Here is a 17,552-nt window from a genome sequence, read left to right as displayed (position 1 = left end):
TCCCGCCTGAAACGGAACTAAGAAGCCCTTATTCCCCGCCGCAGCCTGATTTCCTCCCTATTTTCGCCGTATCAGGGATGTAACGATTTCTTAGTTCCGCTAATCATTTAAACTCCCGCTTTCACCGCCATAAGAGTCGCTGAGTTCCGCAACACGCAACAAGATGAGAAGGGCTCTCCTTCCTCCGAAATATATTTACATTCTGCCCTGATATGTACAAAAGAAGCTTCCCCCGAAACGGGAGAAGCTTCTTGGTTTTATCACACCATAACCTTGCACAAATCGTTGGCGAAATCCACCGGATCGGCCACAGGCAGCCCTTCAATAAGCAGCGCCTGGTTGTAGAGCAGCTTGGTGTACAGGCTGAGCTTTTCCTTATCCTGGGACAAGGCGTCGTTCAGGGATTTGAAGATGTCATGGTTGACGTTAATCTCCAGCACCTTGTCCGCCTTTACATCCTGGCCGCCGGGCATGGCCTTCAGCGTTTTTTCCATCTCGATGGTAACCTCGCCCTCGGAGGACAGGCAGACCGGATGGCTCTTCAACCGCTTGGAAGCACGGACCAGCTTCACCTTGTCGCCCAGCACATCCTTCATGGCGTCGAACAGCTCCTTATGGCTGTTCTCCTCCGCCTCATCCTTAGCATCCGCCTCAATACCCAGGTCACCGCCGGACACATTGCGGAATTCCTTCTCCTTGTAATTCATCAGCATCTTCACGGCGAACTCGTCGATATCGTCGGTGAAGTACAGGATCTCATAGCCCTTGTCGGCAACCAGCTCCGTTTGCGGCAGCTTTTCGATGCGCTCCACGGACTCGCCTGCGGCGTAGTAGATGTACTTCTGGTCTTCCGGCATACGGGACACATATTCGTCCAGAGTAACCGGCTTTTTCTCCTTGGAGGAGTAGAACATCAGAAGGTCCTGGAGGTCCTCCTTGTTCATGCCGTAGTCGCTGTATACGCCGAACTTGAGTTGGCGGCCAAAGGCCTTATAGAAGGTTTCGTATTTGTCCCGCTCGTCCTTCTGCAGCTTCTGCAGCTGGCTCTTGATGCGGTTTTTGATGTTCTTGGCAATGAGCTTCAGCTGGCGGTCGTGTTGGAGCAGCTCCCGGGAGATATTCAGCGACAGATCGGCGGAATCCACCATGCCTTTCACAAAGCTGAAATAATCGGGCAGCAGATCGCCGCATTTTTCCATGATCAGCACGCCGTTGGAATACAGCTCCAGCCCCTTCTCATACTCCTTGGTGTAATAATCGAAGGGAGTGCTGCTGGGAATGAACAGGATGGAATTGTAGTTCACCGCCCCGTCCACACTCAGATGGATATGCTTCAGAGGCTTGTCGAAGCCGTAGCGCTTGTCCCGGTAGAAATTCTCGTAATCCTCATCCGTAAGCTCGCTCCGGTTCTTGCGCCAGATGGGAACCATACTGTTCACCGTCTGCTCCTCGCGGACCTCCTCGAACTCCCCGTCTTCCCCTTCCTTGGGCTTGTGGGTGGTAACCTCCATCTTGATGGGATAGCGGATAAAATCGGAATATTTCTTGACGATGGCCTTCAGGCGGTATTCCTCAAGGAACTCGTCGTATTTTTCTTCTTCGGTGCTTTCCTTGATTTTCAGGACAATTTCAGTGCCGGGGGTTGCTTTTTCAGCGGGTTCGATGGTGTAACCTTCCGCTCCGGTGGACTGCCAGCGGTGGGCCTCGTCACTGCCGAATGCGCGGCTGGTTACGGTAACCACGTCCGCCACCATAAAGGCGGAATAGAAGCCGACGCCGAACTGGCCGATAATCTCGTGGCCGTCCTTGGCTTCGTTTTCGGCTTTGAAGGACAGGGAGCCGCTTTTGGCGATGACGCCCAGGTTATTGTCCAGCTCCTCCTTGGTCATGCCGATGCCCGTGTCGGTGATGGTCAGCGTGCGGGCGGCCTTATCGGCGGTGATCTTGATATAGTAATCTTCCCGGTTGAACTCCAGCTTGTCGTCGCTGAGCGCCTTGTAATACATTTTGTCAATGGCGTCGCTGGCGTTGGAAATAAGCTCCCTCAGGAAAATTTCCTTTTGCGTGTAAATGGAGTTGATCATCATTTCCAGCAGACGCTTGGACTCAGCCTTAAATTGCTTCTTGGCCATGAATAAATCTCCCTTCCATGCCGGTCGTTAGGTTGTGTTAGCACTCATTAACAATGAGTGCTAATCCTCTATTTTTTATACCACAAACTGGGGTTTGCAGTCAATCTCTCTCCTCCCGGGTCGTACAGGAAAGGAGGTGCGGCAGCAATGACGCTCTGTGGATGCGTATGTGTGGCATGATAGCGCTCAGCAAATGTTCGCTATTAGAGAAAAAAGCCGCCAATCCGGGAAATAACGTACACGAAATGTACCTTATTCCCCGAAAACTGCCCGTTTGATGGCCAAATGGAGGCGTTAGCGAACATTTTATGTATGCTAATGACGCTGTTCCGGAAAATTCTGCGCCTTAGCATACATTTTATGGCGCTTACATTCCCGGGCAGCCTGCCTGTCCTCTTCCCCTTGCCGCCCTTCACACGCTAAAGCCTCCGCCCTCAGCCCTCCTGCCCCTCACAACACAGCAAACCCCCGGTTGCAAAAAACCGGGGGGCTGCCTGCTGGCTGGCGCGCCTAGGGTATGTGTGCCAACTCCGAGGGGAGCAGATAAAACCCAAATTTTCGTTCCGGGCAAGGCACTTTTGGGCAGGCGTGCCGGGGGTACGTCAAGCGAAAGTAACGATAGCTCGGGGCGAAAAGACGGTAAAAGCTGCCCTCAAGCGGGCTGCATACGCGCCCTAAGCTCTCTTAGCGGAAGGTGACGAACTCCCCTACCGGCTTGCGGTAGCCGCGGGGGCGGATATTATCCTTGACGGATTTGCCGATGGTAATGAGCAGCACCGGAACGTAGCGGTCCGGAATGTCCAGCACCCGCATCATTTCTTCCTGATTGAAGCCGATCATGGGGCAGGTGTCCCAGCCCTTCTCCTTGGCAATCAGCATAAATTGCATAGCGGACAAGGAGGCGTTGCGGATAGCCTCCTCCCGCTGGTATGCTTCATTATTCGCGTAAGCCCCGGTAATGGTGCCAATCAGCCCGTCGTAGTCCTGCTGGGACATAACGCCAAGGGCGCGCAGGCCGCCATAAATCTCCGGCGCCTTCTCATACGCCAGCTTATCGCCCAGCACCACAATCGCCGCCGAGGCGGTATGGACCTTATACTGGTTATAAGCCGCCGCGCGGACCTGCTCCTTCAGCTCAGGGTTGCTGACAACCACATAATGGGCATGCTGCAAATTATACGCGGAGGGGGCAAGGCGCGTCAGCGTGAAGATCTCCTCCAGCTCCGCAGGCGAAATCTTCACTCCCTCCTCAAAATTCATAGCCGATCTTCTGGCCTGTACAATCTCCAGCAGCTCGCTCATCGTTCATCCAACCTTTCTCATTGTCGATTTTTACTTACATTTAATAAGTTATTTCCATAAAGTAAGAATACTGCTGCCAAGAGAGAAAGTCAACACGTAAAACTCCAACCTTTTCCCCGCGTCAAAAAACCTCTCCCACAGAAAAACCCCCTCCTCATCGGGAAGGGGGTACTCCGGCAACTATTGCGCCGATTGTCTAAAAGCGGCCAGACCTGCCTCATGGGCGCTGACCAGCCGATCGCAGAGGGCATCCCACTCCCCGTCCAGCTGCAGCAGCTCGGGATGACGCTTGTACCATTCCACCGACTCCCGGATGCCGTCCTTAAACAGCTTCACCGCCCGGTATTCCGGTACCAGCGCCTTAATCTTGGTATTGTCGAAGCACACGCTGTTCAGCTTGTCGCCTACCAGCTCACTGTACAGCTCGGGCAGACAGCCGGTGATAAAATCCGCCGACAGATGCAGCAAATCCGGCTCATAGCCTGCCGCGGCCCCCAAATAGCGGGTAACCTGATCCCAGGTCAGCACCTCGTCGGAGGTGATCTGGTAGGCCTCACCCACAGCCTCCGGCCGGCCCAGCAGCCCGGCGAAGGCAACGGCAAAGTCCGTGTTGTGGGTCAGCACCCACAGGGAGGTGCCGTCCCCCGGCACAATGATTTTTTTGCCAAGGCGCATCCGCTCCAGAATGCTCCACTGGTACTTGCGGCTGTTAAAGGCCGTAGGGAGCTTGTCTACCCCGTAGGTGTGGGAGGGACGGACAATGGTCACCGGGAAGCCTTTTGCGGCATGCTCCCGCAGCAGGATTTCCTCACAGGCGATTTTGTTCCGCGAATACTCCCAAAAGGGATTGGAAAGGGGTGTTTCCTCAGTAATAAACGGACTGGCGGGGGGCTTCTGGTAAGCGGATGCGGAGCTGATAAACACGTATTGGCCGGTTATACCCGAGAACAGACGGATATCCGCCTCCACATGCTCCGGCACATAGCTGATCCAGTTCACCACCGCATCAAATTTGCGGCCGGACAGAAGCTTCCGGATGGCGGCCTCATCCCGGATATCCCCCTGCAGCAGCTTTGCTCCTGCCGGAATGAAATCCGTACGGTTACCGCGATTTAACAAATAAAGGGTATGGCCTTGAGCCAATACCCGCTCCGAAACTGCAGAGCTGATTACGCCTGTTCCGCCGATAAATAGAATGTCCATTGGAGGTTCCTTCCTGTTTCTCTAAAATAGCAATCATAACCCGCGCGGGGCTTCGCTGCAGGGAAAGCTCATTTCCGCCAGGCGGCGGGATGATCGTCGGACACCATGTCCAGCTCGGCGGCCTTCAGAGCGGCCTCCAGCTGGGCGACGCTTTTGAACCCGGGAATGCAAGTGCTGACAGCTTCATGCTGAAGGCACCAGGCAATGGCCCATTGGGCCATATCCAGCCCTTCGGGAACCTCCCGCTCCCGGATTTCCGCTACCTCCCGGAGCCGCCGGTCTGTCAGTTCCCGGTCACGGCTGGCGCGCACGTCATCCTGCCCGAATACGGCCCCTGGCTTGTAATTGCCGCTTAAGAAGCCGCTGGCCAAGGGAACCCGGGCCAGAACACCCAGATCATGCCGGAGGCAGCTGGCGAAGACTTCCTTTTCCGGGGCGCGGTCCAGACGGTTGTAGACCACCTGAATGGCTTCCGCCTTGAGGCGGGGCGCAGCTTCCACCTGCCCCACATTTTCATTGCTTCCGATGGAGATGCCCAGATGCCGGATTTTGCCGGCCTCCTGCTGCCTGTGGAGCATATCCCACAGCTCGTCGTTCAGAAGGGCCGCATCGCTTCCGGAATGGAACTGGTACAGATCCACATAATCCGTGCGAAGGGCCGCAAGCGAAGCCTCCAGCTGCTTCACAACGCCTGCCGGACTCCAATCATCCTGGCGTTTGAGATGGCCGTGAAAATGATGTCCGAATTTGGTGGCGATGATCCATTCCGAACGGTTGCCCCGGGTAGCCTCCCCGATCAGCGATTCGGAAAGATGGTCTCCGTAGCATTCCGCCGTGTCGATCAGGTTGCAGCCCAGCTCCAGACCTCTGCCCAGAATCTCCTGCACCTCCCGGACGGTAAACTCCTTGCCCCATTCCCCGCCGTACTGCCAGGTTCCGATTCCGATTACGGGCACCTTCAGCTCCGTCTTGCCCAGCCTGCGGTATTTCATCGGTTATCCCTCCTGCCTCAATTGGCTGAATTTGACTCTACAGGCATCATATCATTATCCGTTTCGCCTCTTCAACAAACAGGACCATGCCGCTTGGCTGGTCCTGTTTGGGTTGATGTATTGCGCCTTACTGCTGCTCCCGATTTTTGGCGGCGGTCTTCTTCTTTCCCTTCGCCAGGTTTTCTTCTGCGCGGAATGCCACAATCCGGCGCACCAGCTCCAAAGGCAGCGGCTGGTCCAGCGGGAATTGCACGGACCCCTTCGCTCCCTTATAAGCCGCCAGCTCCTCCCGGAACGCTTCAATTCCGCTGGGCGCAGGATAAAAGCCGATATGCTGCTTAAACGCGGCGAAGTGAACCAGATTCCCGTTCAAATAAAAGGTGGGCATTTGGTAGCTGATGATTTCCTTGGCCTCCGGTGCAGCCTCCCGGATGGTCCGGCGCATGGCCTCCAGCTTTTCCTGAATGCCGGGAGGATAGTCCGCAATATACGCATCGATGGAAGCATATCCGCCTGGGGTCTTGTCCATGTTCTATTGATCCCGTCGGGTAGAAATTCCGGACCACTGGCTTTCCAGCCAGGCGTCGAATTCATCCCCTTTGTCGCCTTCGAAGGCATCATAAAGATCCAGCCGCATTTTCCGCAGCTTCTCCTTGAACTCCTCGTAGGCATGGCCCTCGGGAAGGCTCTTCTTGATGCGGACCAGGGCCTTGCCCGCTCCCTTGATTACCTCGCCCTTGCGCCGCGGCGGCAGCTGGACATTCTCTCCCAGCTGCTTCAAGGAGCGGTAAGCCGCCTCCTGCACAGCATAAACCGGGTCATTCGCCAATCTGTGCTTCAAAATATCGACAACCTGCTCGTGCTTCAGCTGTCCCAGCTTCTTGACCGCATCCAAACGGTCCTTCCAGCTGGAGGTGCGGCTTGCAGCCGCCTTCAGCTCTTCATAACCCTCCGGCAGGGGTGTTTTTTCGCTACGCTTTGCCAATTGATCGCATCCTGTTCCATGTAGAAATTGATTTTATTCAAGCCATTATACCACATTGTTCCTGGGTCCAAAAGGAGCATGTCCACCCATTGGCGAATTAAACAGGAACAGCCTTGAAAGGAAGGAAAGCCATGCTGCGCAAACATGCCGCCAATGCCATCACCCTGTCCAGAATCGCCCTGCTTCCATTTTTGGCCCTTGCCTACGGAAATGTGTGGCTGTTCTGTGTGCTTTATCTGATTTGCGGAGCGACAGATATGGCGGACGGCTGGATCGCCCGCAGAACCGGCACCCACAGCCAGTTGGGGGCCAGGCTCGACAGCGCAGCCGACTTATGCATGTTTGCTGCGGTGTTTATCTGGTGCTGGCTCGAGATCGGACCGGATATCGGGCCTTTTTTGCCCTGGATTATTCTCACCGCCGCCATACGGGGCCTGAATCTGCTCATTGCCGCGTGGAAGTACCGTACCTTCGCCATTGTGCATACATGGGGAAACAAGCTGACAGGAGGCCTGTTTTTTCTCGCCCCGTTCATCATTGCCTCCGAAAGACTGGGCTGGTTATGGCCCGTTTGCATTCTGTCCGTCCTCTCCGCAATTGAGGAGCTTGTCCTGCATCTGCGCTCCCGCAGTCTGGACCTCAATAAGCGGGGACTGTTCTTCCGGGCTTCGCCAAGGGCGAAGCCTTAGGATTTCCCTTTTTCCCTGGAGCGGAACGGGTTGCCCACAGTAAACTCCAAACCGCGGTTTTCCGATGAAGCCCCCACCATCACCTCATCCTGCCAACGCTGGTACAGATAAATCACAATTGCGGTTCCGAACATCAGCAGAAAGGCGCCTGCATTGTTTATACGGCGCATCGTGTACAGCCACCCGTCGAGAAACCATGGGCTCAGTCCAAAGGCGAAGATGCTGTCGATAATCAGATTAGTCAGGAAAAACAACCACCACTTGTGGTAGCTTAGCCGAAAAATCCAGAGGGAGCCGACGAGAAACGGGCCGAACAACAAGGAAGTAAGAGTGATATATCCCCAGGGAACGATATATTCCTGGATCACCCACCAGTTAAAGGTATATGCGGCCTCGGAAATCATAGCCATGATCAGCATGGCCAGAAGGGTGGCCGGCATAAACCGTTTGACATCCTGTCTTTTCATAAAAAACAGCGAAAACCAGGGGACAATCAATCCCGCCCAAAGCAACAATTTCGTCATGGCAAAGCTCTCCTTCATCAACGTATGAGAAAAACTCCTATCGGAGTATTTCGAGGATGAGCGACCGCGTTTAGCGGAAGTTTTTATCGCCAATCCCAATGTTTGCTTTACGCGCTTTAGCGCTGTAAAGAACTTGAACATTCTGATGCGGTAAGATAAGGATACCCCTGTCCAAATCATTCCATACACAAAAACTTCGGCACCGCACAACTTCGGCAGCGCTTTCCTGTCGTGTTATTCCGGTAAACAGCTATTGCTGTCGCATGACGGTGACTCCGGCCTTTTTGTCAGTATTTCCCGGGTAATGACCGCGGGAATGCCCCCAGCCTCCGGTTCTTGCGAGCATTCGTCAAATCCTGCCTTCGGCCTCCACTCTGGCCAGAATTTCGTTGACCGTTTCCTCCGGCGTTTGCTCCGAATTGTCCAGCCATAATCCGATTTGTGGCGTCTCCTCCCAAAACAGCCGGTGAAAGTCCTCCACACAAAAAGCGCCGTAGCCGGTTTTGCCCCGTTTGGCTTCCCTTTCGGCAACAACCTCCGCCCGGGGACACAGGGCAACAACATAAAGCGGACGGTGGCGGATCATGCTGACAAAATCCATCAAGGCTTTCCCGATGTAATTATCCTGCACCACCACCCGAAACCCGGCCCCGCAATAAGCTTCGGCGGCCGCAGCCGCCAGCCGGTACCGCAGATGAAGCTGGCGCAGGGCCTCCTCCGAGGGCTCAGGGGTCATCTCCGCTCTTCCCGAGACCACCATCCTCCGGTATATATCGCCGCGCACATGAACGCCTCTCGCAAAACGCTCCGCCAGCAGCTGCGACACTGTGGACTTGCCGGACGCCATAATTCCGGTGACTACGATAATTCCCGCGTTCTCCACATTTTCAACTTCCTTTCCTAATATATTCAAAAAAACCCTGGCTACTTGGAAACATATCCCCTCCATTTGACTTTGTCAAACTTGCGATTGCCGGAACCTTGTCCCTCTGCAGCTTGGACTATGCCGTCCAAAATTGCCGATAGCATATTCTTATAGACAGATAAAAGAATAAATAAAAACTTTCTCTACCACCTGCCGTATAATCTTAGGTATAATCGACAGGTGCTTTTAAAAACAAAGAAATCTGGTGATGACATGTTTCAAATTAAGTGGTTGTGGCAGAACTTGAAGGGGGACCGGGCCAGATATGTAATTGCGCTCTGCCTGTCCGTGCTGACAGCCTCGCTCACTGTAGTAAACCCTTACATCGGCCAGCAGATTGTGGACACCTTCGTCTCGGGAAGCGACGCGTTGGAAAACCTCAGCACCCAAAAAACGCTGCTTATTACGCTGTGTCTGTCCATGATCGGATTTTCGCTTCTGCGCACAGGTCTTGCTTATCTGACCTATATGCAGTACGAACGCTCGTCCCAGAACATGATGTACCGGGTGCGCATTTTCCTGTATAACAAGATTCAAGGCCAGGACATGCACTACTACGACCACAACCGAACCGGAGACCTGATGACCAAGATGACAGGCGATCTGGAAATGGTGCGCCACTCCATGTCGTGGATTATCAAGATGATCGTCGAATCGCTGACCGTCTTTGTCGCAGCGCTGATCTATTTTTTCAGCATCGATGTCCAACTGACCCTGTGGCTCCTGATTTTGTCTCCGGCAATTTTTATGACGGCCTTCCTGTTTGCCAGAAGAGTCCGTCCCATGTATGTGGATCTGCGGGAGAAGCTCTCCCAGCTGAATACGACCACCCAGGAAAATATTGCCGGCAACCGGGTGGTAAAGGCCTTCGCCCGGGAGGAATTCGAGGTGGAGAAATTCACCGAGAAGAACGTCAACTATTCCAAGGCCAACAAAGCCGCCGCGCTGGTTTGGCTGGACTACTTCCCGTTTCTGGAAACCTTCGCCCAGGGCTTCAGCGTGATTCTGATGCTGGCCGGCGGGATATTCGTCATGAACGGCCGGATTACCTTCGGCGAGTTTGCCGCCTTCTCTTCGCTCTTATGGGGGCTGTCCAACCCGATGCGGAATATCGGCATCATTATCAACGACATCCAGCGTTTTATCGCCAGCCTCAATAAGATTGTCGACATCTTCTACGCCAGCCCCCGCATTGTAAACGAACATAATGCTGTGGTGAAGCGCCGGTACGAAGGACGTATCGAATTTAACCATGTCACGTTTAAATATGACAATGTTACCGTTCTGGATGACATCAGCCTGAAGGTGGACCCCGGGGAAACCATTGCCATCATGGGCTCCACCGGCTCGGGCAAAACCTCCCTGATCAACCTGATCCCCCGCTTTTACGATGTGTCCAAGGGGCAGGTGCTGGTGGACGGCAGGGATGTGCGCAAGCTGGAGCTTGACGAGCTTCGCTGGAATGTGGGCATCGCCACTCAGGACGTACTGCTGTTCTCCGATACCATCGACGGAAACATCGCCTACGGCAACCCCGATCTTCCGGAGGAAGAGGTGGTGCGGATGGCGGAGCTGGCGGCAGCCCATGATTTTATCAGCAAAATGCCTGAAGGCTACGACACGATTGTGGGTGAACGCGGCGTCGGACTGTCCGGCGGGCAGAAGCAGCGGATCGCTCTGGCCCGGGCTTTGGCTGTGCGGCCCCCCATCCTGATTCTGGACGATACCACCTCCGCCGTGGATCTGGAGACTGAGGAGCATATCCAGAAGAGCCTGCGGGAGCTCGATTTCTCCTGCACCAAGATCATCATCGCCCAGCGGGTCTCCACCACCGCCACCGCCGACCGGATTTACATTCTGGACAACGGCAGGATTATCGAGGAAGGAACCCATGCCGAGCTTCTGGCCAAGCGCGGGTATTATTACGAAGTCTTTATGCTGCAAAATGAAGGCATTGGAAGGCAGGTGAAAGCCAATGGCAAGGAATAAGTTCGATATTGACGAAAACCTGGAATCGCCGTTTGACATCAATCACTTCAGGCGGGCCATGATCTATATCCGGAAGCAAAAGAAGCCCATGATTCTGGCCTTTACGTTAAGCGCCCTGTCCGCCGCCATCGGCCTTTCCGCTCCGCTGATCATGCAGCATATCGTGGATGTGACCATTCCCGAAAAAGCCGTATGGCCCTTGGTCGGCTGGTCGGCCCTGATTCTCTGCACCATCGTGACCAGCGTCATTATGGCTACCTACCGCTCCCGGATTATGACCCGGGTGGGCCAGGATATTATCTTCGATATCCGTACAGATCTGTTCAAGCATCTGCAGGAGCTGCCGTTCCAATATTATGACGACCGGCCCCAGGGCAAAATTCTGATCCGCGTGGTCAACTACGTCAACTCGGTCTCGGATGTGCTGTCCAACGGCATCATTAACTTTGTGCTGGAAATTGTGAACCTGCTGTTTATCGCCATTTTTATGTTTGTGGTCAATGCCAAGCTCTCGCTTTTGATTCTGGCGGGACTTCCGGTTTTCCTGGCGATTATGGTCCTGATCAAAAACGGCCAGCGCCGGGCCTGGCAGGCTGTCTCCAACAAAAGCTCCAACGTGAACGCCTACCTGCAGGAGAGCATCAGCGGCATCCGCGTCACCCAGATTTTCACGCGGGAGCAGTATAATGAAGGCACCTTCACCCGGCTGGCGGGCAACTTCCGCAAGGCATGGATGCACGCCCAATTGTACAACGGTTTTGTTCCGTTTGCGGTAGACAATCTGGCCACCATCGTCGCCACCTCCATCTACCTGGTGGGCCTTCTGGTGCTGGGGCCGGAGGAAGTCACCTTCGGCGTCATTATCGCCATGACCAGCTATGCCGCCCGGTTCTGGCAGCCGATATTGAACCTGTCTAACCTGTATAACGCCTTCATCAACGCCGTGGCCTATCTGGAGCGGATTTTCGAGACTCTGGACGAACCGGTGACGGTAAGCGATATTCCCGACGCCCTGGAGCTGCCGCCTATCAAGGGGGATGTCACCTTTAACAACGTGACCTTTGCCTACGAGCCGGGACGCAACATCCTGGAGAATCTCTCCTTTCAGGTGAAGGCCGGGGAGAGCATTGCTCTGGTGGGTCCCACGGGGGCAGGCAAAACCACGGTGGTAAACCTGATCTCCCGGTTCTACAACATTACCGGCGGGAAGATTCTCGTGGACGGCTACGACATCAACCAGGTCACACTCCGGTCCCTGCGCAGCCAGATGGGCATTATGCTGCAGGACAGCTTCATTTTCTCGGGGACCATCATGGACAATATCCGGTACGGCAGGCTGGACGCCACCGAGGAAGAAATTATCGCCGCGGCCAAGGCTGTCCGGGCCCATGATTTCATCCAGGAGTTTGAGCTTGGTTATCAAACCGAGGTGAATGAGCGCGGCTCCAAGCTGTCCCAGGGCCAGCGCCAGCTGATCTCCTTTGCCCGGACCCTGCTGGCCAACCCGCGCATCCTGATCCTGGACGAAGCCACCTCCTCCATTGACGCCAAAACCGAGCGTCTTCTGCAGGAAGGGCTGAATGAGCTCTTGAAGGGCAGAACCTCCTTCATTATTGCCCACCGGCTGTCCACGGTGAAGAACTGCGACCGGATCATGTATGTGGCCGACAAGGGTGTGGCCGAAGCCGGCTCCCATGACGAGCTTATCGCCCGCCGTGGCCTGTATTACCGCTTGTATTCCGCGCAGAAGATGGAAGCGTAAGCGCCTTGCGGATGTGGAAAAACCCCCGTTCTCCTGTTTGGGAGAGCGGGGGTTTGTTGTGTTTTGGGCGCGTCGGGCTTCAACCGGGCGCAGCGTCTTTCCAGGCCGGAAGCCTGGCCATGGTGCGGGCGGCAACATCACGGGCGGCCCGCCCGTCCAGGCCCTGGGTGCGGATGAGAAAGCCCGTCATCCCCTCCAGCCGCTCGGAATAGGACTGCATGGTGCCGTCAGGTCTGGCGCAAAATTTGCAATAGTCCCTGGTTTCGTCTTCTCCGGGATAATCCGCAGGCTTCGTCATGGGCATGCCGCAGGCAATGCATGTTTTCATATTCCCTCCACCTCTCTTATACGCTTATGGAATCAGGCCATATGGGTTACCGCTTCCCCTCATATGGATTAACACCAAGTTCCTTAAACCCTTCCACTCCCAGCTCCGTCAGGCAAAAATGTCTGGGGTTCTCCTCATCCGGCCGAAGCCATCCCAGCTCCAGCATCCCCTCGAACAGCCGCTCTCCCAACGCGCCGCCCAGATGCCGGTAGCAGGGTTTGGCTTTAAGCGGCGTGTGGGCCACCGCCGGAATGGCCGGAGGCTTTTGGACAGGCATGGCGGATCAGCTCCTTTCTTGAATCAGCTTCATATAATTCTCCGCCAAAGTCTGCCCATGGCGTTGGAGAACACTTCCCTCCGGAGCAAACAAATCCCCGTTGCCCAAATAATAATGGACCAGCCCCAGCCACATGTTGAACATGATGCTCAATGGAACCGCCGCGCCCGTTCCTTCCCCGCCGCGCTCCAGAGCCTGGCTGAAGTGGAGGGACACCGCTGACTGAAGCCCGATCCAGGCATCCCTGGCCTCCTGGGGAAGCAGCCGGTTTTCGATAACCAGCCGGGTATAAAAGGGCTCATGCTTGGCGATGCCTGCAAGATGGGCGTCAAGAAATTCCCGGAGAGTAAGGCAGTCTGCCCCTTCCTGATGGGTTTGCCGGGCAATCTCCCCGCAATAAGTCTCTATCACCTCCGCAACCAGCTCTTCCTGAGTGGAAAAGTGGAGGAACACCGTCCCGTGGGAAACGCCGGCGGCCTTGGCAATATCGGCCATCCGGGTTGCCTGAATGCCCTGGACGGAGAATACATCGTAGGCGGCCTTCACCAGAGCCGTTCGGGTTTGTTCCTTCTGCAATTGGCGCGTTGTCTTTTTCATTGGACGACTCCTTAATCAGTGACTATACAGTCATTATAATTCCAAAAGAAAAACCTGTCTACAGGCGAGACAGGATTATGGCAAACTTTTTTACATGGAATCCTTATTATCAGGCATCGCGCCTGTCCGGCGGCAGCTGGAGGGGCGGCCGGAGGTAGGGGCTTGGCTGGCGGGGATCAATGCCGCGTCCGCGCAGCTCCTTGTCGATGGAGCGGTTCATCCGCCAGGCCATCAACCGCCAAACCACACCAGGGAGCCGGAATTGGGCCGCCTCATATACACTTGCCGGCGCCGCTTCCCCTTTGTCCACATGGCCGAAGAACCGCTCCAGCTGGCGGAGCACCTTTTTCCCGTTAGGCAAGGTGCTGACGGGCTTCCCGTCGAGAATCGCTCCCATTCCCATGACGAAGCCGCCCTTGTAGGCGACCCGGCAGCTTGCGCCGAACAGCTCCAGAAGCCGCAGTCCGCAATCATGGGTGTGGGGGTATGGCATGCCGCCCTGGATGATGCCGTAGAGCTCCTGCCCATGCAGGAGCTCCGGACGCTCCGCCAGCATTTCCAGAAATGCCACTGTATCGGCCGGATACGTATTGATGTAGCATGGCCCGCAGATGATGAGAGCATCCGCCTGCCGGACGGCCTCAAGCAGCTTATCGGGGCGGCTCAGGTGGGCATAAAGATGCCAGACCTGGGCATGGTGCCCCCTTAGAGCCAAATATTCCTGGGCCATTCCGGCCAGCCGCGCACTGGTTCCTTTGGGCCGGGGACTTGCGTTCAGCAGCAGAATGTTCCTCATGCGCCCAGCGCCTCCTTGGCAATAAGCTCCAGCGTTTCAAGCTCCGCCGGCTTCCCCGGATCAACAATGAAAGGCTTGCCTGCGCCTCTGGTAATGATCAACAGCTCCCGGATCAGCCGGGAGAACGCCGAAGCCTCCGCCCCGCTGCCCCCCTCCCGGACGCCCACGGCCATAAGCCGGAACGGTCGGTCCGGCAAGCCGCCCTTCACCAGCTCCCCTTTTTCCACAAAATAATGCCGGTCCATGATCAGCCCGAATTTGTCCAGCACCCGCTTCACCTTGAAGGAATAACCGCCGAACACCAGCGGCGTAACCAGAATAAGCAGCCCGGCTTGAAGCACCTGGGGAAAAATCCAGTCCCCGTCATCCCGCACCACGCAGCGGTTATAGCTTTGATAGGTGCAGCCCCCGCAATTCCGGCATGGCTCTACCCTCACCTGATCCAAGGAAATATACCTGCAGTCCGCCCCGTTCGCCAGCAGCTCCTTATGAAGCTTTTGGCCCACGCCGTGCTTTCCCTCATCCGCAAGCAGTGTGATCATGGCTCCTCCTCTTCTCCGCCCGCTTCCCCGGGACGGGCCAAAATTCCCTTCAGCACCATGTCCATCTGGACGGTGAACAGCTTCTCCGCTTCCGCGAAGCTCATGCTGCCTTGCCGCCGGGAGATCATCAGATTGAAGCCAAGAAAGGAGCTCCACAGGGCAAAGGCCGTCCGGGCAGGGTTCATCTGCCGGATCAGCCCCTTCTGCATCCCCTCCTCCAGCCTCTCTGCAATATAGCCAATCCACTCCGGCTGGCTGTCGCTCTGATGTCTGCTGTACTTGTGCAGCACGATGAGATTGTATTTCTCCGCCTCTTCCCAGGCCAGCCGCAGTATTCTGCCGAACACCCGCTGCATGTTCCAGAGGAAATCCCGGCTTTCATCCAATAAACCGCGGATTTCCCCATGAAGCCATACCGTCTCCTGCTCCTCAATGGCGTCGATAATCTCCTGCTTATCCTTAAAATGGTGGTACAGCACACCTGTGGAATAGTTCATCTCCTGGATGATTTTCCGTACGGAAAGCGCCTCGAAGCCCTCCCGGATGCCCATGCCGAGCGCTGTCTCCAGAATGGCTTGGCGGACCTTGTCGCTGCGTTGCTTCTGCTCGTCTCTTGCCAACTGTCATCTCTCCCGCGGGTTTTCATAACGATATTATTTAACATAACACTGTTATCCAAATTGTATGACTGGTTTGCGGAGCTGTCAAGGGGGGGGGATTTATCCCATAGAGAGCGCCGCACATCCATTCTGTTCAATCTTCCTGCTTTGGTGTATCCTGGGGGGAATAGCTTCATTGATTTTCAGCAAAGTGCGGGGTGTGGAGTTTTGAGCAGATTGCAAGGGGGCTGCTCTCAAAAATCACTATTCACCCGCCTTCATCTGATGTATCCTGAGAGGAACAGAAAGGCAGGTTTATACTTATGAACGACACTCGCGCAATTTCGCGGGACCGGGCCGCTTCCTCTTCGGCTGAGGGAAACCGGCTCCGGCTGATTCTTATTTTGGGGTCCTTGTCCGCCTTTGGCCCCTTGTCCTTGGACATGTACCTTCCTTCGCTCCCCGCTTTGGCCGGGGAGTTGGGGACCGGAGCGTCCCAGGCGCAGCTCAGCCTGACCTTCTGTCTGTTGGGCCTGGCTCTGGGCCAGATGCTGGCCGGCCCCCTAAGCGATGTCCGCGGACGCCGTATGCCGCTATTGGCAAGCCTGGCGGTGTACGCCACCGCTTCCCTGCTGTGCGCCTACAGCCCGAACATCTGGATCTTCTGCGGTCTGCGCCTGGTTCAGGGCCTGGCCGGAGCAGCGGGCATTGTCCTGAGCCGGGCGGTGGTCCGGGACATGTACACCGGCACCGAGCTCACCCGTTTCTTCGCTATGCTGATGCTGGTCAACGGCGCAGCCCCTATTCTTGCTCCGATTCTGGGCGGACAGCTGCTCCAATGGACCTCCTGGCGGGGAGTCTTCGTGATTCTTGCCGCCATCGGAGGGATTATGCTGGCCTCGGTGTGGCTGTGGCTCCCAGAAACACTGCCTCCTGACCGCCGCGCCCGGGGAGGGCTGGGACACACGCTGGCCGCCTTTCGGAGCCTGCTGCGGGACCGCCGCTTTATCGGCCTGGCCCTTGCCCAAGGCTTCATGTATGCGGCCATGTTCGCCTATATCGCCGGCTCCCCCTTCGCGCTCCAGGAGCTGTATGGCGTGTCGCCCCAAATGTTCAGCGTCGTCTTCGCCGCCAACGGCCTGGGCATCATCCTGGCCGGGCAGACAGCCGGCAAGCTGGCGGGCCGGGTTAAGGAACAGACGCTGTTCCGCTGCGGCATCTTAATCGGCTTGGCCGGCGGTCTCGGACTTCCGGCGGCGCTTCTGGCGGAGGCCGGACTCCCGGCGATTCTTCCGTGCCTCTTCCTGGTCGTATCCAGCATCGGCATCGCCTCCACCTCCGGCACCTCTCTGGCCATGGAGTCATACGGCCACGCTGCGGGCAGCGCCTCCGCCCTGCTGGGCCTGATCTCCTTCATCGCCGGCGGCATTGTCAGCCCGCTGGTGGGCTTGGGCGGAAATACAACTGCCATGCCCATGGGCATCATTATCGCCTTGGCCGAGTCGGGGGCGGTTCTGTGCTACATCCTCCTGGTGGGGACAAAAAAACGCTGATTCAAAGCAGGCGCCGGTTATGCCAATGCGCCTGAAGCCGGCTCTGCTATTGCCGATGCTGCTGACATTCCTGAGCGGACTTCGGAAGCAAACGTCTGAGGACAAGCAGAATCTNATTCCTGAGCGGACTTCGGAAGCAAACGTCTGAGGACAAGCAGAATCTGCTAACGAATCTCTCTCACGCTATTTCGCGAAAACGGGCATGATAAAAAATCTAACGAATCTATATCGCGTTATTCGCCTATTTGAACGCATTTCGGCGCACATTCGGACAAATAGCGATCCTACGATCACTAGCGTTGCATCTACCGTCCCATGAGAGGCGTTCTCAATAGCCGAACCAAATAGACCAAATAT

18 protein-coding genes are annotated in these 17,552 nt (G+C 55.9%); 4 read left to right on the top strand and 14 right to left on the bottom strand.

Going from position 1 to position 17,552, the window contains the following annotated elements; all coding sequences use genetic code 11:
• Positions 1-260: 260 nt before the first annotated feature.
• From htpG to DQG13_RS26760, 6 genes are all read right to left on the bottom strand, one after another.
• Positions 261-2,132: a molecular chaperone HtpG gene (gene htpG, locus DQG13_RS26790; protein WP_113023254.1), complete on the bottom strand. Its 1,872-nt coding sequence runs from the start codon at positions 2,130-2,132 to the stop codon at positions 261-263.
• Positions 2,133-2,816: 684 nt separating this feature from the next.
• Complete coding sequence (locus DQG13_RS26780; protein WP_113023252.1) at positions 2,817-3,434, bottom strand: nitroreductase family protein; 618 nt, start codon at positions 3,432-3,434, stop codon at positions 2,817-2,819.
• 180 nt (positions 3,435-3,614) lie between these two features.
• Positions 3,615-4,637 (bottom strand): SDR family oxidoreductase, encoded by a 1,023-nt coding sequence (locus DQG13_RS26775; protein ID WP_113023251.1) that lies wholly within the window; start codon positions 4,635-4,637, stop codon positions 3,615-3,617.
• Positions 4,638-4,705: 68 nt separating this feature from the next.
• Positions 4,706-5,629, bottom strand: a complete 924-nt coding sequence (locus DQG13_RS26770; protein ID WP_113023250.1) for an aldo/keto reductase — start codon at positions 5,627-5,629, stop codon at positions 4,706-4,708.
• Between the two features lie 127 nt (positions 5,630-5,756).
• Positions 5,757-6,158 carry an iron chaperone gene (locus tag DQG13_RS26765; protein ID WP_113023249.1) on the bottom strand — a complete coding sequence of 134 codons (402 nt, stop codon included), beginning with the start codon at positions 6,156-6,158 and terminating at the stop codon, positions 5,757-5,759.
• 3 nt (positions 6,159-6,161) lie between these two features.
• Positions 6,162-6,614 (bottom strand): HEAT repeat domain-containing protein, encoded by a 453-nt coding sequence (locus DQG13_RS26760; RefSeq protein ID WP_113023248.1) that lies wholly within the window; start codon positions 6,612-6,614, stop codon positions 6,162-6,164.
• Between the two features lie 131 nt (positions 6,615-6,745).
• Here DQG13_RS26760 and DQG13_RS26755 point away from each other — a divergent pair, with 131 nt between their 5' ends.
• Positions 6,746-7,303: a CDP-alcohol phosphatidyltransferase family protein gene (locus DQG13_RS26755; RefSeq protein ID WP_113023247.1), complete on the top strand. Its 558-nt coding sequence runs from the start codon at positions 6,746-6,748 to the stop codon at positions 7,301-7,303.
• On the opposite strand, the gene DQG13_RS26750 is transcribed toward DQG13_RS26755, so the two are convergent.
• On the bottom strand, positions 7,300-7,827 hold the full coding sequence (locus DQG13_RS26750; protein WP_113023246.1) for a hypothetical protein: 528 nt from the start codon (positions 7,825-7,827) through the stop codon (positions 7,300-7,302). The genes DQG13_RS26755 and DQG13_RS26750 overlap by 4 nt on opposite strands.
• 349 nt (positions 7,828-8,176) lie before the next feature.
• Entirely contained in the window at positions 8,177-8,710 is a 534-nt protein-coding gene (locus DQG13_RS26745) for an AAA family ATPase (protein ID WP_258525883.1), read from the bottom strand.
• A 255-nt stretch (positions 8,711-8,965) separates the two neighbouring features.
• Here DQG13_RS26745 and DQG13_RS26740 point away from each other — a divergent pair, with 255 nt between their 5' ends.
• Complete coding sequence (locus tag DQG13_RS26740) at positions 8,966-10,741, top strand: ABC transporter ATP-binding protein (protein ID WP_113023244.1); 1,776 nt, start codon at positions 8,966-8,968, stop codon at positions 10,739-10,741.
• Complete coding sequence (locus DQG13_RS26735) at positions 10,728-12,503, top strand: ABC transporter ATP-binding protein (RefSeq protein WP_113023243.1); 1,776 nt, start codon at positions 10,728-10,730, stop codon at positions 12,501-12,503. Before DQG13_RS26740 ends, DQG13_RS26735 begins: the two co-directional genes overlap by 14 nt.
• Before the next feature lie 79 nt (positions 12,504-12,582).
• Here the strand turns inward: DQG13_RS26735 and DQG13_RS26730 are convergent, their stop codons facing one another.
• From DQG13_RS26730 to DQG13_RS26705, 6 genes are all read right to left on the bottom strand, one after another.
• Positions 12,583-12,831 (bottom strand): zinc ribbon domain-containing protein, encoded by a 249-nt coding sequence (locus DQG13_RS26730; protein WP_113023242.1) that lies wholly within the window; start codon positions 12,829-12,831, stop codon positions 12,583-12,585.
• Between the two features lie 46 nt (positions 12,832-12,877).
• Positions 12,878-13,108, bottom strand: coding sequence for a hypothetical protein (locus tag DQG13_RS26725; RefSeq protein WP_113023241.1), 231 nt, complete (start codon positions 13,106-13,108; stop codon positions 12,878-12,880).
• A gap of 6 nt (positions 13,109-13,114) precedes the next feature.
• Complete coding sequence (locus tag DQG13_RS26720; protein WP_113023240.1) at positions 13,115-13,705, bottom strand: TetR/AcrR family transcriptional regulator; 591 nt, start codon at positions 13,703-13,705, stop codon at positions 13,115-13,117.
• Between the two features lie 109 nt (positions 13,706-13,814).
• Positions 13,815-14,501, bottom strand: coding sequence for an NAD(P)H-dependent oxidoreductase (locus tag DQG13_RS26715; RefSeq protein WP_113023239.1), 687 nt, complete (start codon positions 14,499-14,501; stop codon positions 13,815-13,817).
• Complete coding sequence (locus DQG13_RS26710) at positions 14,498-15,043, bottom strand: NAD(P)H-dependent oxidoreductase (protein WP_113023238.1); 546 nt, start codon at positions 15,041-15,043, stop codon at positions 14,498-14,500. Before DQG13_RS26710 ends, DQG13_RS26715 begins: the two co-directional genes overlap by 4 nt.
• Positions 15,040-15,663: a TetR/AcrR family transcriptional regulator gene (locus DQG13_RS26705; protein WP_113023237.1), complete on the bottom strand. Its 624-nt coding sequence runs from the start codon at positions 15,661-15,663 to the stop codon at positions 15,040-15,042. The genes DQG13_RS26710 and DQG13_RS26705 overlap by 4 nt, the downstream gene beginning before the upstream one ends.
• 302 nt (positions 15,664-15,965) lie before the next feature.
• Here DQG13_RS26705 and DQG13_RS26700 point away from each other — a divergent pair, with 302 nt between their 5' ends.
• On the top strand, positions 15,966-17,195 hold the full coding sequence (locus tag DQG13_RS26700; protein ID WP_113023236.1) for a multidrug effflux MFS transporter: 1,230 nt from the start codon (positions 15,966-15,968) through the stop codon (positions 17,193-17,195).
• The last annotated feature ends 357 nt before the right edge of the window (positions 17,196-17,552 follow it).

This window comes from Paenibacillus sp. YN15, from assembly GCF_003285005.1.
Classification (GTDB): Bacteria; Bacillota; Bacilli; order Paenibacillales; family NBRC-103111; genus Paenibacillus_AR.
The sequence above is the reverse complement of the archived record's forward strand: the minus strand, read 5'-3'. Positions and strand labels throughout refer to the sequence as shown.

Excerpts from the sequence above, each read along its gene's own strand:
- DQG13_RS26700 (WP_113023236.1), top strand. The coding sequence starts at position 15,966 with ATGAACGACACTCGCGCAATTTCGCGGGACCGGGCCGCTTCCTCTTCG.
- htpG (WP_113023254.1), bottom strand. The coding sequence starts at position 2,132 with ATGGCCAAGAAGCAATTTAAGGCTGAGTCCAAGCGTCTGCTGGAAATG.
- DQG13_RS26710 (WP_113023238.1), bottom strand. The coding sequence starts at position 15,043 with ATGATCACACTGCTTGCGGATGAGGGAAAGCACGGCGTGGGCCAAAAG.
- DQG13_RS26730 (WP_113023242.1), bottom strand. The coding sequence starts at position 12,831 with ATGAAAACATGCATTGCCTGCGGCATGCCCATGACGAAGCCTGCGGAT.
- DQG13_RS26775 (WP_113023251.1), bottom strand. The coding sequence starts at position 4,637 with ATGGACATTCTATTTATCGGCGGAACAGGCGTAATCAGCTCTGCAGTT.
- DQG13_RS26735 (WP_113023243.1), top strand. The coding sequence starts at position 10,728 with ATGGCAAGGAATAAGTTCGATATTGACGAAAACCTGGAATCGCCGTTT.
- DQG13_RS26720 (WP_113023240.1), bottom strand. The coding sequence starts at position 13,705 with ATGAAAAAGACAACGCGCCAATTGCAGAAGGAACAAACCCGAACGGCT.
- DQG13_RS26755 (WP_113023247.1), top strand. The coding sequence starts at position 6,746 with ATGCTGCGCAAACATGCCGCCAATGCCATCACCCTGTCCAGAATCGCC.
- DQG13_RS26780 (WP_113023252.1), bottom strand. The coding sequence starts at position 3,434 with ATGAGCGAGCTGCTGGAGATTGTACAGGCCAGAAGATCGGCTATGAAT.
- DQG13_RS26750 (WP_113023246.1), bottom strand. The coding sequence starts at position 7,827 with ATGACGAAATTGTTGCTTTGGGCGGGATTGATTGTCCCCTGGTTTTCG.
- DQG13_RS26715 (WP_113023239.1), bottom strand. The coding sequence starts at position 14,501 with ATGAGGAACATTCTGCTGCTGAACGCAAGTCCCCGGCCCAAAGGAACC.
- DQG13_RS26765 (WP_113023249.1), bottom strand. The coding sequence starts at position 6,158 with ATGGACAAGACCCCAGGCGGATATGCTTCCATCGATGCGTATATTGCG.
- DQG13_RS26740 (WP_113023244.1), top strand. The coding sequence starts at position 8,966 with ATGTTTCAAATTAAGTGGTTGTGGCAGAACTTGAAGGGGGACCGGGCC.
- DQG13_RS26725 (WP_113023241.1), bottom strand. The coding sequence starts at position 13,108 with ATGCCTGTCCAAAAGCCTCCGGCCATTCCGGCGGTGGCCCACACGCCG.
- DQG13_RS26770 (WP_113023250.1), bottom strand. The coding sequence starts at position 5,629 with ATGAAATACCGCAGGCTGGGCAAGACGGAGCTGAAGGTGCCCGTAATC.